Source organism: Pseudoalteromonas maris (assembly GCF_049257235.1).
Classification (GTDB): Bacteria; Pseudomonadota; Gammaproteobacteria; order Enterobacterales; family Alteromonadaceae; genus Pseudoalteromonas.
Window position 1 is genome coordinate 23,844 of sequence record NZ_JBMMUF010000009.1, and the last position, 14,608, is coordinate 38,451.

13 protein-coding genes and 1 tRNA gene are annotated in these 14,608 nt (G+C 44.4%); 10 read left to right on the forward strand and 4 right to left on the reverse strand.

Going from position 1 to position 14,608, the window contains the following annotated elements; all coding sequences use genetic code 11:
* Positions 1–69 precede the first annotated feature (69 nt).
* Both AAEU32_RS12480 and AAEU32_RS12485 read left to right on the forward strand, forming a co-directional pair.
* Positions 70–1,143, forward strand: coding sequence for a sensor histidine kinase (locus tag AAEU32_RS12480; RefSeq protein WP_421970969.1), 1,074 nt, complete (start codon positions 70–72; stop codon positions 1,141–1,143).
* Positions 1,140–1,967: a LytR/AlgR family response regulator transcription factor gene (locus tag AAEU32_RS12485; RefSeq protein ID WP_421970863.1), complete on the forward strand. Its 828-nt coding sequence runs from the start codon at positions 1,140–1,142 to the stop codon at positions 1,965–1,967. Before AAEU32_RS12480 ends, AAEU32_RS12485 begins: the two co-directional genes overlap by 4 nt.
* A gap of 15 nt (positions 1,968–1,982) precedes the next feature.
* Here AAEU32_RS12485 and AAEU32_RS12490 read toward each other — a convergent pair whose 3' ends face one another.
* Positions 1,983–2,972: an ATP-dependent 6-phosphofructokinase gene (locus tag AAEU32_RS12490; RefSeq protein ID WP_421970864.1), complete on the reverse strand. Its 990-nt coding sequence runs from the start codon at positions 2,970–2,972 to the stop codon at positions 1,983–1,985.
* 38 nt (positions 2,973–3,010) lie between these two features.
* Positions 3,011–4,447, reverse strand: a complete 1,437-nt coding sequence (gene pyk, locus AAEU32_RS12495) for a pyruvate kinase (protein ID WP_421970865.1) — start codon at positions 4,445–4,447, stop codon at positions 3,011–3,013.
* 291 nt (positions 4,448–4,738) lie between these two features.
* On the opposite strand from pyk, the gene gnd reads away from it, so the two are divergent.
* Positions 4,739–6,112 (forward strand): NADP-dependent phosphogluconate dehydrogenase, encoded by a 1,374-nt coding sequence (gene gnd / locus AAEU32_RS12500; protein WP_421970866.1) that lies wholly within the window; start codon positions 4,739–4,741, stop codon positions 6,110–6,112.
* Positions 6,113–6,171: 59 nt separating this feature from the next.
* On the opposite strand, the gene ansA is transcribed toward gnd, so the two are convergent.
* Together ansA and sppA are read right to left on the reverse strand one after the other, a co-directional pair.
* On the reverse strand, positions 6,172–7,182 hold the full coding sequence (gene ansA, locus AAEU32_RS12505) for an asparaginase (protein ID WP_421970867.1): 1,011 nt from the start codon (positions 7,180–7,182) through the stop codon (positions 6,172–6,174).
* 86 nt (positions 7,183–7,268) lie between these two features.
* Positions 7,269–9,134, reverse strand: a complete 1,866-nt coding sequence (gene sppA / locus AAEU32_RS12510; protein WP_421970868.1) for a signal peptide peptidase SppA — start codon at positions 9,132–9,134, stop codon at positions 7,269–7,271.
* 199 nt (positions 9,135–9,333) lie between these two features.
* Here sppA and AAEU32_RS12515 point away from each other — a divergent pair, with 199 nt between their 5' ends.
* From AAEU32_RS12515 to bamJ, 7 genes are all read left to right on the forward strand, one after another.
* Positions 9,334–11,298, forward strand: a complete 1,965-nt coding sequence (locus tag AAEU32_RS12515; RefSeq protein WP_421970869.1) for an oxidoreductase — start codon at positions 9,334–9,336, stop codon at positions 11,296–11,298.
* Positions 11,299–11,407: 109 nt separating this feature from the next.
* The gene (locus tag AAEU32_RS12520) at positions 11,408–12,094 is read left to right on the forward strand and encodes an HvfX family Cu-binding RiPP maturation protein (protein ID WP_421970870.1); all 687 of its coding nucleotides are present in this window, start codon (positions 11,408–11,410) and stop codon (positions 12,092–12,094) included.
* A 69-nt stretch (positions 12,095–12,163) separates the two neighbouring features.
* Positions 12,164–12,715 carry an NAD(P)H nitroreductase gene (locus AAEU32_RS12525; protein WP_421970871.1) on the forward strand — a complete coding sequence of 184 codons (552 nt, stop codon included), beginning with the start codon at positions 12,164–12,166 and terminating at the stop codon, positions 12,713–12,715.
* Positions 12,716–12,899: 184 nt separating this feature from the next.
* Positions 12,900–13,277 carry a hypothetical protein gene (locus AAEU32_RS12530; RefSeq protein WP_421970872.1) on the forward strand — a complete coding sequence of 126 codons (378 nt, stop codon included), beginning with the start codon at positions 12,900–12,902 and terminating at the stop codon, positions 13,275–13,277.
* A gap of 65 nt (positions 13,278–13,342) precedes the next feature.
* Positions 13,343–13,433 (forward strand) — tRNA-Ser (locus tag AAEU32_RS12535).
* 67 nt (positions 13,434–13,500) lie between these two features.
* Complete coding sequence (locus AAEU32_RS12540) at positions 13,501–13,878, forward strand: hypothetical protein (protein ID WP_421970873.1); 378 nt, start codon at positions 13,501–13,503, stop codon at positions 13,876–13,878.
* 81 nt (positions 13,879–13,959) lie between these two features.
* Complete coding sequence (bamJ, locus tag AAEU32_RS12545; RefSeq protein ID WP_421970874.1) at positions 13,960–14,577, forward strand: BamJ family beta-barrel-assembly machinery protein; 618 nt, start codon at positions 13,960–13,962, stop codon at positions 14,575–14,577.
* Positions 14,578–14,608: the final 31 nt, after the last annotated feature.

Genomic DNA, 14,608 nt, shown 5'->3' on the forward strand with positions numbered 1-14,608 from the left:
ATGAATAATGATTATAGGCAAATGAGTAACTCAATGAGTATGTTGCGTTACCAAGGAGTGAACGTCATTTTGAATTGGCAACAATTAGTAGATAACCGTCAGCGCTTTTTTTGGGTATTACAAATAGCGGGTTGGATTGGTTATGCGTTGGTTAACTACATCGGCTCCAAGGTGTTCGAAATGCGTGATATTTACGTATTCGTTATCTTGTTGAATGCCTATGCTGGTTGCTTGATGACGGTGCCTTTGCGTTATTTATATCGTAAGGTTTGGAATGCGAAGCCATGGATCCTTGTTACCGTTGTGTTCTCTGTTTCATACATAACAGGCACGCTTTGGTCGGTAGTGCAAAAGTTTAATTTGTGGGAAATATACCGCCATGGATACCGTCCTGACGAGTGGTTCTATTATTTTCAGCAAGGCCTAGACTCTGTTTATATTATTTTGTGTTGGAGTGGTCTGTACTTTGGCATTAAGTATTACCAGTTGCTTCAAGGTGAAAGACAAAAGGCCCTTAAAGCAAATACAATGGCTCACGAAGCGCAGTTGAAAATGTTGCGTTATCAGTTAAATCCACACTTCTTGTTTAATACATTGAACGCAATTTCAACGCTGATATTGGTTGAACAAAATAAAGACGCAAACAAGATGGTATCGCGTTTGAGTGACTTCCTGCGCTATACACTCAATACAGATCCAATAAAAAAGGTGCCGCTAGAACAAGAGCTTCATGCCCTAGGTTTGTATCTTGATATAGAAAGAGTGCGCTTTGATGACCGTTTGTCCGTAGATATGCAGATTAGTGAGGACGCAAGACAAGCGTTAGTGCCAAGTCTCATCTTGCAGCCGATTATTGAGAATGCCTTGAAGTATGCCATAGCGCATCTTACTGAAGGCGGCATCATAAGCATTAAAGCGCAAGTATTTGCGAAGGAGTTGTTGCTTGAGGTCAGCGATAATGGACCTGGCGCAGAACTTAAAAATGGTCAATTAGCGAATGCTTCAGGTGTTGGCGTGGCAAATACTAAAGATAGACTTAAGACCCTTTACGAAAACAATTATTCATTTGTATTATCGGGGAATACGCCGACCGGATTGACGGTTAACATTCGTATCCCTTTTGAGAAGGCCGTAACAGAGTGAATACAATAAAAACCCTTATTGTTGATGACGAATCATTAGCACGCAAAGGTTTGGCAGTACGACTTGCGCAGGTTCAAGAAATTGAACTGGTAGGTGAGTTTGCTCAAGGTAAAGATGCCGTTGAGTTATGCCAAACAGCGCAAATCGATTTGGTGTTTTTAGATATTCAGATGCCGGGTATGAATGGCTTTGAAGTGGCAGATGCATTATCGAATTTGCCAGTGACTCATCAACCCTTAATCGTTTTTGTTACAGCTTTTGATCGCTATGCCGTGCAGGCTTTTGAAGTACATGCGCTCGATTATGTACTCAAACCTGTGGATGACGACAGACTAAAACAGGCGGTGGAAAAAGTGCAATCACATCTTAAAACACAGCAAGATAATGCCCATAAGAAGAAGCTTGCAAGTTTTGTAGCGGGCATTACAGGAAACAACTGTGAAGAGATCCTCAAAAAGTTGGCATCCGGTGACAGCTTAGAAACGAAGCGGTACCCAGAGTCAATTGCAGTAAAAGAGCAGGGCGAGATTATTCGCGTTCCAACCAACACCATTGAGTGGGTTGATGCTGCTGGCGATTATATGTGTTTGCACTGTGGTGATGGGCAAACTCATATCCTGCGTAAAACGATGAAAGAATTAGAGCAAGAGCTTGACCCTAATCTATTTGTTCGCGTGCATCGCAGCGCCATTGTTAACTCCAAGCAAATCAATAAGCTTGTCACGCAGGTCAGTGGTGAATACCTATTAGTGCTTAGTAATGGCCAGGAATTAAAAGTAAGCCGAAGCTATCGAGACAAGGTTAAAGCTGCGCTAGCAAACTAGGCGCAGCAACCAAAACTAAAGGCGATATTCTTTCAATCGCGCGACAAAACTTCTGTTGCGCTGGTGGGTGTCTGAGGTTTCCTTAAGTGGTGTTAGCGTCACTTTATTATCTTCAATGCCCACCATCACGCCATTATCGCCAGCTTCTAAATGAGCGATTGAAGCAACTCCCAGTTGGGTTGCTAAAATTCTGTCTCCAGCCACTGGGGCACCACCACGTTGTACATATCCCAATATCGCGCTGCGACTATCGATGCCAGTAAAGTTACTTAGTTGCTGTGCTAACTCTTGCGCAGATATGCTCAACGAGTGCTCGGCCATGACAATGACATAGCTGTGCGCCGCATCATTTTTTAATGAATCAGCGACTTTCTCTTTTAAGTCTTGCACAAACGAAGATTCATCATCGATGAGCTCCTTACAGATAATTTGCTCTGCGCCACTTGCAAGGCCAGACTCCATGGCGATGATGCCACAATCGCGACCCATTACCTCGACTACAAACGTACGTTCAAAGGCTTGAGCGGTATCGCGTATTTTATCGATACAATCAAGAGCTGTGTCGATGGCAGTGTAAAAGCCAATGGTTGCATCGGTACCGTTGATATCATTATCAATCGTACCGGGAATGCCAATAATTTGCCCTGACCAATGTTGTGCGAGTTCTTGTGCGCCTTTAAAACTACCGTCACCGCCGATAACAATTAATGCGTCAATGTGATTTTTACGCAAACTATTCACCGCTTGAAGTATACCTGCGTTAGTGTGCATGTCTTTGCAACGTGCTGATTTGAGTATCGTGCCGCCACGATGAATAATATCAGCAACATGTGCAGCGCCAAGTTCAGTGAAATGTTCACCAATGAGACCATTGTAACCGCCGTAATAGCCGAACACGTGATGGTCGAAGGAGAGGGCTTTGAGAGTCACAGCGCGTATGGCTGCGTTCATGCCGGGGGCGTCGCCCCCGGATGTAAGTATTGCGATTCGTTTTTGTTTTGACATAAGTCGTTGCGATGATTGCGAAAACTTATGTTAACTATTTATTGAATAGTAAGAATTTTCAAGGTGTTTGTTGCACCAACCGTTTCCATCATATCGCCTTGAGTCAAAATAACCGTGTCGCCTGAGTTCAATTCACCCAGTTCAACCAGTCGTGCCAACGCTTCTGAGGCAATAAAATCTTTTTGGTATTTAGTCGAGTCGAAATAAACCGGATATACACCGCGGTATAGGGCTGTTTGGCCTAATGTTTGGCTGTGGCGTGCAAGCGAGTATATTGGTAATCCCGACGAGATACGTGACATGAGCTTTGACGTATTGCCCGATTCTGTCAGTGCCACAATCGCTTTTACCGTACCTAAATGGTTGGCCGCGTACATCGCTGATAGCGCGATGGTTTCCGCATTGTCAGCAAACATGCTGTCTAAACGGTGCTTTGAAATATGTGTCTCTTTTTGTGACTCTGCACCAACACATACACGTGCCATGGTTGCCACTGTTTGCTCAGGATAATCACCAGCGGCTGTTTCAGCAGAAAGCATCACAGCGTCTGTACCATCAAGAACGGCGTTAGCAACGTCCATTACCTCTGCACGCGTTGGCATTGGGTTATCAATCATCGATTCCATCATTTGTGTTGCAGTGATAACAACACGATTAAGCGAACGAGCACGGCTGATGATGGTTTTTTGTTTGCCAACAAGTGCAGCATCACCAATCTCAACACCCAGATCACCACGGGCAACCATTACCGCGTCAGACGCAAGGATAATGTCATCAATTGCTTCAACAGTCTCTACAGCTTCTGCACGTTCGATTTTTGCCAGTAGTTGCGCTTTGGAACCTGCTTTTTCAGCTAACGAACGAACGTAACGCATGTCTTCGCCAGAGCGCGGGAATGACACTGCAATGTAGTCTACGCCGATGTTAGTAGCAGTGATTAAATCTTCTTTATCTTTGTCTGTGAAAGCGGGAGCGGTTAAACCACCACCTAAGCGGTTAATGCCCTTATTGTTTGAAAGGATGCCACCAACGGTCACTTCACAATGTACCTTCTTGCCTTCAACTTTATCAACGGTAAGTTGAATTAGACCGTCGTTTAGAAGCAGTAGGTCGCCATGTTTTACGTCGTTTGGAAGTTCTTTATAATCAATACCAACCGCATTAACGTCGCCTTCGCCTAAACCTAATTCAGCATCTAGCGTGAACTTTGCCCCCACTGCGAGATTGACTTTACCTTCTTTGAAGGTTGATACACGGATTTTTGGGCCTTGTAGATCAGCTAGAATCGCTACGTGAACGCCAAGTCGCTGGGCAATTTCGCGAACATCATCAGCACGCTTTTGGTGGTCACTAGGCGTACCATGTGAAAAGTTGAGACGCACAACATTGGCGCCTGCACGGATTATTTTTTCTAAATTGTTATCTCTGTCGGTAGCTGGACCAAGTGTTGCGACTATCTTTGTACGTCTTAACATGCGTATCTCCCGTAGGCGTGAATGCTTTTAGCATGGTAGCAAACTTATAATAAAAAGACCCCAAGCTTGCTAGTGCTTATTATAGTTAACAATATTCGAACATTATGACACCGGTGTCAGGTGCAGTCAATGCGCTTAGTAAGCAAGCGATGAGATCTTTGTCCAAAGTTTTCCTATTAATTTGATATAATTCCCAAGCGGGGATTGAATGGTGAGTTGTTTCGCCTATAATGCCCGCCGTAATAAGGCTTTAACAGCCACACTATACGTTTTTACCGAGGAGGAAACTTGATGCAAGTTGCATTAGTAGGTCTGGGAGTGATGGGCAAGAACCTTGCGCTGAACTTAATCGAAAAAGGGCTAACCCTAGTTGCTTATGATAAAAACCCAGATGCTGGTGAAGAATTACTAAGCTGCGCCAAATCACAAGGAACGGCAGAGCGCTTGCACATAGTTTCTGATCTTCACGATATGGTGCGTCGTTTAGAAGCGCCTCGTTCAATTTTATTGCTTGTTCCTGCAGGTGAGTTGGTAGACCGCGTTTGCCAAGACCTTATCGATGCCGGTGTGAGTAAAGACGATATCATCGTTGATTGTGGTAACAGTAACTACAAAGACGGCATTGCTCGCAAGCTCAAGTACCAGAATAAATTTGAATTTGCCACTATGGGGATCTCTGGCGGGGCAGAAGGTGCGCGTCACGGCCCAGCAATGATGGCAAGTGGTTCAGAAGGTGGTTGGGAGCGTATTGAATCGTCAATGGAAAAAGTCGCTGCTAACTACAATGGTGAGTCTTGCTTTGCCCGTGTAGGTCAATCAGCCAGTGGTCACTTTGTGAAAATGGTTCACAACGGCATTGAGTACGCTCTGATGCAGCTCATCGCTGAGGTATATCATTTACTTCGTCTGGGCGCAGGTAAGTCACCGAAAGAAATCGCAGCGATTTTTGACTCATGGGGTGAAGGTGAGCTCAATAGTTACCTACTCGCTATCTCAAGCCACATTCTTAAGTTAGATACGCATGAAGGGCAGCCTCTAGTTGATTTAATTGATAACAAAGTAGGTGCTAAAGGTACAGGTCTGTGGACTGCGCAGAATGCACTAGAGCTTGGTATTGCTGTTCCATCATTGGTTGCTGCCGTACAAGCTCGTCATTTAACCAACACCGGCGACACTCATGCGGCGAAAGAGATGACCTACGCGCCAATTGCAACCGATAGCATCGACGTAAATCTGGATGAACTAAAAGATGCGTTCCACATCGCGAGCTTGTTGTGTTACCGCCAAGGTCTGGCACTAATCAAAGGTGCTTCACGCGCGCATCAATGGAAGGTTGATTTGTCTAAAACGCTACAAACATGGCGTGCAGGTTGTATCATTCGTGCTGACTACCTTGACCAAATCGCTCAGGGTGTAGAGTTTATCGACACGCTTGATGGCCAAGTCAAAGCACTTCGTCGTATCACGGGAGCTGCGGTTACTACAGGTCTTGCGTTCCCTGTGCTAAGTGCCACACAAAACTATTTAGCAACACTGAGCACGCCAAGTAATGGTCATTTAGTTCAAGCGCAACGTGACTACTTCGGTGAGCACGGCATTAAGACACACAGCGGCGAAGTATGCCATTTGACGGACCTTGCAGAGATAGACGCAAAAGTACGTTAATTATCTTCAGATTGAAAAAATGCCGCTATTTAGCGGCATTTTTTTTAAATTGACGTGACTTAGCGCGTTAACTCGCCGCGCAGATTGTCTTGCATAAGATGACGAATGGTTTGTGTAGAGTGGCGCTTACTGAGTAAATAGTGCAGTTTTGTAAGGCACGCCTCAAGAGTCATATCAAACCCGCTGATCACACCCACATTTAATAATGCGTTGCCTGTTGCGTATCCCCCCATATTGACTTGCCCTTGCAAGCACTGGGTTAGGTTGATAATGATAATGTCGCGCTCGTTGGCCTGTTCCAATAGCCCAAGAAACTCATGGTTTTGAGGTGCATTACCCACACCAAAGCTCAATAGTATCAGCGCTTTAATGTCGTCATTGATGATAGAGCTCACAACATCAGCGCTTATTCCAGGGTATAGGTGTAGAACCGCAATCGCTTGTGGCGTGATCCTAGCAACTTGGAGGTCGTTATCGATATACGGACTCAATTGTCCTTCAATGAGATTTATATTTATGCCAGCCTTCGCCAGCGGCGCTAAATTTGGTGAATCAAAGGCATTAAAACCATCAGCGTGGATTTTGGTTGCGCGATTTCCGCGAAATAATTGATTGTTAAAGAACAAACTGACTTCAGCGATAGGGTAATTGGCTGCTAAATACATTGCGTTTAGCAAGTTCACTTGGCCATCGGAGCGTAATTGGGACAGCGGGATCTGTGAGCCTGTGACTATTACTGGCTTAGTTAAATTCTCAAACATAAAAGACAGCGCTGAGGCGGTATAAGCCATGGTGTCTGTGCCATGAAGTACCACAAAACCGTCGTAATCATGGTACTTAGCTTTAATATCGTCCGCTATCATTTGCCAATGAGCAGGAGACATGTCTGAAGAGTCAATGAGTGGGCAGTATTCTTCAATATCAAATAACGGCATTTCATCACGGTTAAACTCCGCACTGTTTTTAACCGTTTCGGTCAAGTAGCCAGCCACAGGCACAAAGCCTTGGCTTGATTTTTTCATACCAATTGTACCGCCCGTGTAGGCGATGTAGATACGTTTACGTTTCATAAAAAAAGCCCGATAGTGTCTATCGGGCTAGTATAACATCGACTCAGGTGAGTGCTAAAAATTGTCAGGCAATTTATTCACCTAAATTAGTTCGTTACGTCACAAACAAGACAACGAATATAAATTCCTTCAGGGTCATTAAAGCTCTTGATGGTGGTAACTTGTTGCTTCATCTGTTCAACTAGCGTGTCAAATTGCAGTGCTGCACCGAAGCTTGCGTCATTCACTTTGTCTGAAGCAATGAGCGATTGTACTGCAGAGCTAGAGAATAGGTTTTGAACGAAGATATCTTGAGCCGAAAGAGGCTGCTCGATAAGTTTTACGTCATACATGTTAAGACCAGCTAGCTCAGCGGCCGCTTCAATCGCATCTTGTTTTGTACCAAGTTTATCAATGAGTCCTAGCTCTTTAGCCTGAGTAGCAATCCACACACGACCCTGAGCTATTTTATCTACTTCTTCAATGGTCATGTTACGTGACGTCGAGACGACTTCTAAGAAGCGTTTGTAGGCGTTTTCTACGCTCATCTGAATTGCTTGAGCCATTTTATCGTTAAGGCCAAGCAGCACGGAAGAGCCTTTCATTTCTGTAGTGCCTACACCATCTGAATAGATACCTAACTCCGCAGCACTGTTTTCAAATGTCATGATGGTACCAAATACGCCGATAGAACCTGTGATTGTACTTGGCGAAGCCCATATTTCATTGGCGTCACTGGCAATCCAATAACCACCTGATGCTGCTACTGAACTCATTGACGCAACCACAGGTTTACCTGCTTCTTTAAGCGCAATAACTTCGCGACGAATTAATTCTGATGCGAACATAGAGCCGCCACCAGAATCGATACGCAACACTACAGCTTTGATTGTGTCGTCATTGAGCGCTTGACGAAGTAGGGCAGCAGTACTGTCACCGCCGATTTCCCCAGCTTTCTTATGACCGTCCATGATAGTGCCCTTAGCTACAACAACGGCTACTTTTTCAGTTAATGGGTTATCGAAAGATACCGGAGGTTTAAAGCTTGCTAAATAATCATCAAAGCTAATTTGACGGAAGGTTTTACCTTCCTCATCTTTGCCAACTAAATCGATCAGTTGTTGACGAAGTTGTTGATTCGTTTTTAGCTCGTCTACCCATCCATACTGCAGTGCATAATCAGCGTTGTTACCATCAACCGTTTCAAGCTTTGCTAGATAGCTGTCGAGGGTTTCATCAAAATTTGAAATGTCGAAACCGCGTAACTTTGCGACCTCGGTTTTGTATTGTTGCCAAAGCTGATCGAGCCATTGCTTATTCGCTTCTTTCGCTGCGTCTGACATGTCATTGCGGATCAGCGGCTCTACGGCTGATTTGAAAGTACCAACACGGAAAACATGTTGTGTTACCTTAAGTTTCTCGAGTGCCTCTTTGAAATACACAGGGTAAACGCCGAAGCCTTCAAGCAATACACCACCATAAGGATGAAGATTAATCTCATCAGCATGGGCTGCTAAGTAATATTGACTCTGTGTGTAGTAATAGCCACTGGCGATAACCTTTTTACCGCTGGCTTTGAATGCTTCAATTGCTTGGGCAACAGCATGTAGTTTATTTACATGTGCGCTGCCAAGATTTTGAACGTTTAGTAATAGGGCTTCGATGCGACTGTCTGTTGCTGCGTTGTTAATAACATCAACTACGTCGTCGACTAGAATTTCAGCAGGTTCATCACTGCCACCTAATGACTCAGCAAGCGCGGCATCTAACGGATCTACGTAGCGCTTTTGTTCCACCAAATAGCCGTTGAGGTTGAGATTCAACACTGATCCAGTTGGAACGATTATTTCATCGTCATCACTTGCGATAGACGAAATAATAGCGATAACGATGGCGACAAAGATAATATTGACCACTAATCGGCGAGAGAAGTTAATCCCATCCCAAGTAGTTTTTACTGCTTTTTTAAACAAAGTCAGACCCTTACTAAATATAATTTAGGTACACACTGGTTAGACTTCCATATTAGCTCAAACATTCCCTAAGGTTAAATAGAAAAAAGTAACTAAGTGTTTACACATTACGTTTAGTACACCCAATAAGACTTGCCCGAATGTTTAAAAATCGTTAACCTCAAACAGGTATGACCAGAATATTACACAGAGGATGACCATGCTAGAAAACGCATTAAAATTAGCGCATGGAGAAATAAGAAACCGGCTCGTGATGGGCTCTATGCACACAGGACTTGAAGAAGGCTGGCACAATCGTAAACGCTTGGCAGCATTTTATGAAGAACGAGCGAAAGGCGGAGTCGGCCTCATTATCACCGGCGGCTATAGCCCCAATACTCGCGGTAAGCTGTCTCCTTTTGCATCGTCCTTTAATTCTCTTTTCGATGTGGTCAAGCATCGTAAATATACCCAAGCAGTGCACAAGCATGGCGGTAAAATCTGCATACAAATACTGCATGCCGGGCGCTATGGTTACCATCCGTTTAATTGCGCTCCAAGCGCTATCAAATCACCGATTACGCCATATGCACCCAAAGAAATGTCTGTGTCGATGATCAAAAGTACGATTAAAGATTTCGCAAAAAGTGCACGTTTAGCCCAACAGGCTGGCTATGACGGTATCGAAATTATGGGCTCTGAGGGGTACCTTATCAATGAGTTTATGGCTCCCCATACAAACAAGCGTACAGACGAATACGGTGGAAGCAATGAAAACCGTATGCGTTTTGCAAAAGAAATCGTTGAGGCTGTGCGTGGTGCAGTGACTGATGAGTTTATTGTCGTATTCCGCTTGTCTGTCATGGACCTTGTGCCAGACGGCTCCACCAAAGAAGAAGTGACACAGCAAGCAAAGACACTGGCTCAAGCCGGTGTAGATATATTCAATACAGGTATCGGCTGGCACGAGGCGCGCGTTCCGACGATTGCTTCTATGGTACCGCCAGGTGCATTTAGAGAAGCGTCCAAACGACTAAAAGACGCAACTGACAAACCTGTAATCGCCGTTAACCGCATCAATACACCTGATATCGCCAATGACATCCTCAATGCGGGTGACGCAGATATGATTTCTATGGCACGCCCGCTTTTGGCAGATCCTGAGATATTTAACAAGTACGCGCAGCAACGCGCAGACCAAATAAATATTTGTATCGGCTGTAACCAAGGCTGTCTTGATCACGTGTTCAAAGGTCAGCGCGCGACGTGTCTGGTTAATCCTCTTGCTGCATATGAACTAGATTATGCAATCGAAAAGGCGTCAACGAGCAAAAACGTATTGGTCGTAGGAGCAGGGCCTGCTGGTCTTGCGGCGAGTATTTACCTGCGCCAGCGCGGTCACGAAGTGACCTTAATTGAACGCAGTGACTCATTAGGTGGGCAGTTTAATCTAGCAATGCGCATCCCTGGTAAAGAAGACTTCCAACTAGCGCTGAAATATTTCAGTGATGAAGTTGTACGACAAGGCGTCAATCTACAAACGGGTGTCCAATACCAAGAGTCTATGCTTGGCGACTATGATGATGTGGTTTTTGCCTGTGGTGTTTCTCCCAGAGAAGCAAGCTTTGAATGTGCGGATGGCAAGCGAGTCTTTCGTTATGATGAAGTGATCCGTAAGGACGTTGAGCTAGGTTCAAAAATTGCGATTTTAGGAGCAGGGGGGATAGGCTTTGATATGGTGGCGTTTCTTACTGAAGAGCATCACCAGAGCATCGAGAGTTTTAAAACGCAATGGGGGATAGAGCAAACGGCTCAACCACATCGCACTGATAAGAAGCTCTATATGTTGAAGCGCAGTGAAGGGCGTTTTGGTTCTACACTGGGAAAAACGACCGGCTGGATACATCGCCAAGTTGCAAAAATGCAAGGCGTTGAACAAATATCGCAGTGCCAATATGTGCGCTTTGATGCCGATGGCTTACACATTTTAGTCAATGGCGAACCGCGAACACTGGATGTCGACACCGTCATTGGGTGTATTGGACAAACATCGAATGATGAGTATTTCAAACAAGCTCAAGATAAAGCTGCATCGGTCCATGTAATTGGTGGCGCGAAATTAGCGTCGGAAATCGACGCCAAAAGGGCGATAAAAGAAGCGTTAATGGTAGCCAGGGCTATATAAGTTAACAATAGGGAGCATTGCTCCCTTTTTTTGGGTAGCGAAATCTTTTCTGAGTTTTGTTGGTCTTTGTGCTATATCAGTAATTAACAACGATAAAAGTAGACTCACTATGTACGCACGGACCACCTCTTTTTACGAATCAGTTATATCTCGTTTGCAGCAATTCGACGGGCTTGCACCGTTACTCATGCGTTTGATTCTTGCTCCGGTAATGATCATTGCCGGTTACAGCAAACTTAACATCGGTAACGCTGACTTACCTTGGACTCAAAGACTATTGGCTGATCCCAATATAGTGTCATGGTTTGGTAATAGCGATTGGGGGTTAGGGCTACCATTTGCAGACTTTTTGGCGTTTGCAGCAGGGTGGACCGAGTTTGCCGGTGGGTGGCTGCTTTTAGTCGGTTTGTTTACGCGCCTTATTGCAATACCACTGCTTTTTACCATGGTTGTAGCTGCAACCACTGTGCACTGGCATAATGGCTGGTTTGCCATTACACCTACAAATCCCCAGACCAGCCCCGCGATGGTTTTAGACTGGGTTGGTATTGAAGGAGGACGCGAGAGTTTAAGCAATTCAATTATGGCCAAACATCGCCTCGATACCATTAAAGAAATCGTAGATGAACATGGAAGAACGTCTTACTTGTACGAAAAAGGTCCGATTGTAATACTAAATAACGGTATTGAATTTGCGGCAATTTACTTCACCATGCTGCTGTCTCTATTGTTTGTAGGTGGTGGACGTTATGTGAGTCTTGATTACTACCTGACACCAAGGCGACGGGACTTCTGATCAGGCAGTTTTTACCTCAGCATTACTGTGATAGCCTTGTTACATTGACAACTATGTGAATCATTACAAATGAATGCTAAAGAGCTGTTATTAAACAGGCAATCAGACAGCCAATTATCGTACCCTGGCCCAACATTGCAGCAACTCGAACTTATGCAGCACGCGGCGCTGAGAGTTCCAGATCATGCAAATCTCGCTCCGTGGGAATTTATTGTTTTAGAAGATGATAAGCGCGATGATTTGGGTCAAATCTTTTTACAGGCAGCAGAAGCTGAAAACATGGGTGAAAGGGCGCTGCAGCGCGCTGCATCACTCGTAGACCGCGCGCCAATGGTGATAGTGTGTATCATGAAGTACAAGCCACACGATAAAGTTCCACGTGTCGAACAACTAGCAAGTGCAGCCTGTGCAACCTACGCCATGCAACAGGCCGCTTTTGCCCAAGGTTTATCTGGTATTTGGCGCACAGGAGCTTACGCCCAATCTCCTTTCGTAAAACGCGCATTAGGATTAACTGAGCAAGATGAAATTATGGGGTTTTTGTATGTCGGTACACCGACACTTGATTGCCCTAAAAAACGACGTCATCAACCGGGCGATTTTTTTCGTAATTCAATTTAATTCTAAATATTTCGCAACCTGCGCCATTGCTCGGGTTGCGCTGTAAACTTCCACTACTTTCCTTTATTTAGATTACTATTTTTCACAATTTACTCTATGTGAAGGTTTTTTATGTGTACAAATTTTGTTAGTGTAAGAAATGTACAGAATTGTAATCATAAAAATAAAAAGAAGATAAGAATCAATGGGGAACTTATTCTTAAAAGAAAAAGAGCGTTGGGGCTTATGGACATTTTGGGGAGCAATTGGAGCGCTTATAACCACCTACGTAGCTGAGGTTACACAAGCGCCTTTGTACATCACGTTAAGTGCATTAATTGTGGTTGTGCTGGTGTCAACGTGGATGTTGTATTCTAAGCGGTATGACTTTCTTAGAGCGCTAAAAGTGACCGCATATATACTCGCTGTGAGTGTATTGCCAGCACTCACGTTGTTAATATTGCCAGCGAGTCAGCAGCAACGCACAGAGCTGATGGCACAAAGTTTAATTTTCGCAAGCATAGGGCTTGTTGGTTGCGTAATATGTGCCCTTATCGCAAAAAGGCCAAAACAATATTATTAAACCGCCTAATTTGACCCTGGAGTCTTTACATCAAGGCTGAAAAACACTAGTATTCTCAGCGCTTCGGAGAGATGGCTGAGTGGTTGAAAGCACCGGTCTTGAAAACCGGCATACGTTAATAGCGTATCTAGGGTTCAAATCCCTATCTCTCCGCCACCTTATTCTAAAAACCGCCCTCGTGGCGGTTTTTTCGTAATATAAATACTATGAAGGGAGCATTTCGATGCCAGCAATCATGCGTCTGTTTTTTTGGCTAGCATTAGCATTTTTCTATGCCGTGAGTCTTGATGTGATCAACACTATGGTCATTGATGCAGATATATCAGTTTTCGGTCAGCTTCTGAGCTTCACATTATTCAACGTACTGGTTGCCAATTTAGTCTGTAAGTATGAAAAAAATGTGCCCACAGTATGTGCGTTACTCACTGGCTGCATTGGCGTGATCGTTTGCGGGGTATTGGTTTGGCCATGGTTCATCGACATGGAACAATGGTTGTGGGTATATCTGATTGTATCTTTGGTGGTGTTTTCATGGGTTAATCCAAAGATCAGTGCTTTTCTGGCTAATATCTCAGCAAAAGACACGCCAAAACGGGATTAATTGCTGCGACGCCTGACGTACATCGGTGAGTATGTTACTCTGTGCGCGAACTTTATAATTTACTTAAATATGGACGACGTTATGTCTGATAAATTTACAACTGATGCAGATAAAGCGAGCTACGGCATTGGCTTGCAAATGGGTGAGCAGCTAAAAGCGAATCCTTTTGAAGGTTTGAACTTAAACTCAGTGTTTGAAGGTATGAAAGATGCTTACACTGGCGCTGATTTCCAAATTGAAATCCCTGCGATTCAAGCTGCGTTCGAAACAATCAATGCTGAGATTCAAAAGCGCCGCGAAGAAGAAGCAAAAGTATTAGCAGCAGAAGGCGAAGCTTTCTTAGCTGAAAACGCAAAGCGCGCTGAAGTAACAGTGACTGAATCAGGTCTTCAATATGAAGTAATTGAACAAGGCGAAGGTGCTAAACCAACAGCTGATTCAACGGTTCGTACTCACTACCACGGTACACTAATCAATGGTACAACATTCGACAGCTCATATGAGCGTGGTCAACCTGCTGAATTCCCAGTGGGTGGTGTGATCAAAGGTTGGACTGAAGCGTTGCAAATGATGCCTGCTGGTTCAAAATGGCGTCTATATATCCCGCACACATTAGCATATGGTGAGCGTGGTGCAGGTGCTGCAATCGCACCTTATTCAACACTTATCTTTGACATCGAATTATTAGATATTCTATAAGTCAAAAGAAAGTTTGAAAAAGCCCGCCTCT

Bases quoted from the DNA above. Each gene is read 5' to 3' on its own strand.
- AAEU32_RS12490 (WP_421970864.1), bottom strand. From the start codon at position 2,972: ATGTCAAAACAAAAACGAATCGCAATACTTACATCCGGGGGCGACGCC.
- pyk (WP_421970865.1), bottom strand. From the start codon at position 4,447: ATGTTAAGACGTACAAAGATAGTCGCAACACTTGGTCCAGCTACCGAC.
- gnd (WP_421970866.1), top strand. From the start codon at position 4,739: ATGCAAGTTGCATTAGTAGGTCTGGGAGTGATGGGCAAGAACCTTGCG.
- ansA (WP_421970867.1), bottom strand. From the start codon at position 7,182: ATGAAACGTAAACGTATCTACATCGCCTACACGGGCGGTACAATTGGT.
- AAEU32_RS12515 (WP_421970869.1), top strand. From the start codon at position 9,334: ATGCTAGAAAACGCATTAAAATTAGCGCATGGAGAAATAAGAAACCGG.
- AAEU32_RS12520 (WP_421970870.1), top strand. From the start codon at position 11,408: ATGTACGCACGGACCACCTCTTTTTACGAATCAGTTATATCTCGTTTG.
- AAEU32_RS12525 (WP_421970871.1), top strand. From the start codon at position 12,164: ATGAATGCTAAAGAGCTGTTATTAAACAGGCAATCAGACAGCCAATTA.
- AAEU32_RS12530 (WP_421970872.1), top strand. From the start codon at position 12,900: ATGGGGAACTTATTCTTAAAAGAAAAAGAGCGTTGGGGCTTATGGACA.
- AAEU32_RS12540 (WP_421970873.1), top strand. From the start codon at position 13,501: ATGCCAGCAATCATGCGTCTGTTTTTTTGGCTAGCATTAGCATTTTTC.
- bamJ (WP_421970874.1), top strand. From the start codon at position 13,960: ATGTCTGATAAATTTACAACTGATGCAGATAAAGCGAGCTACGGCATT.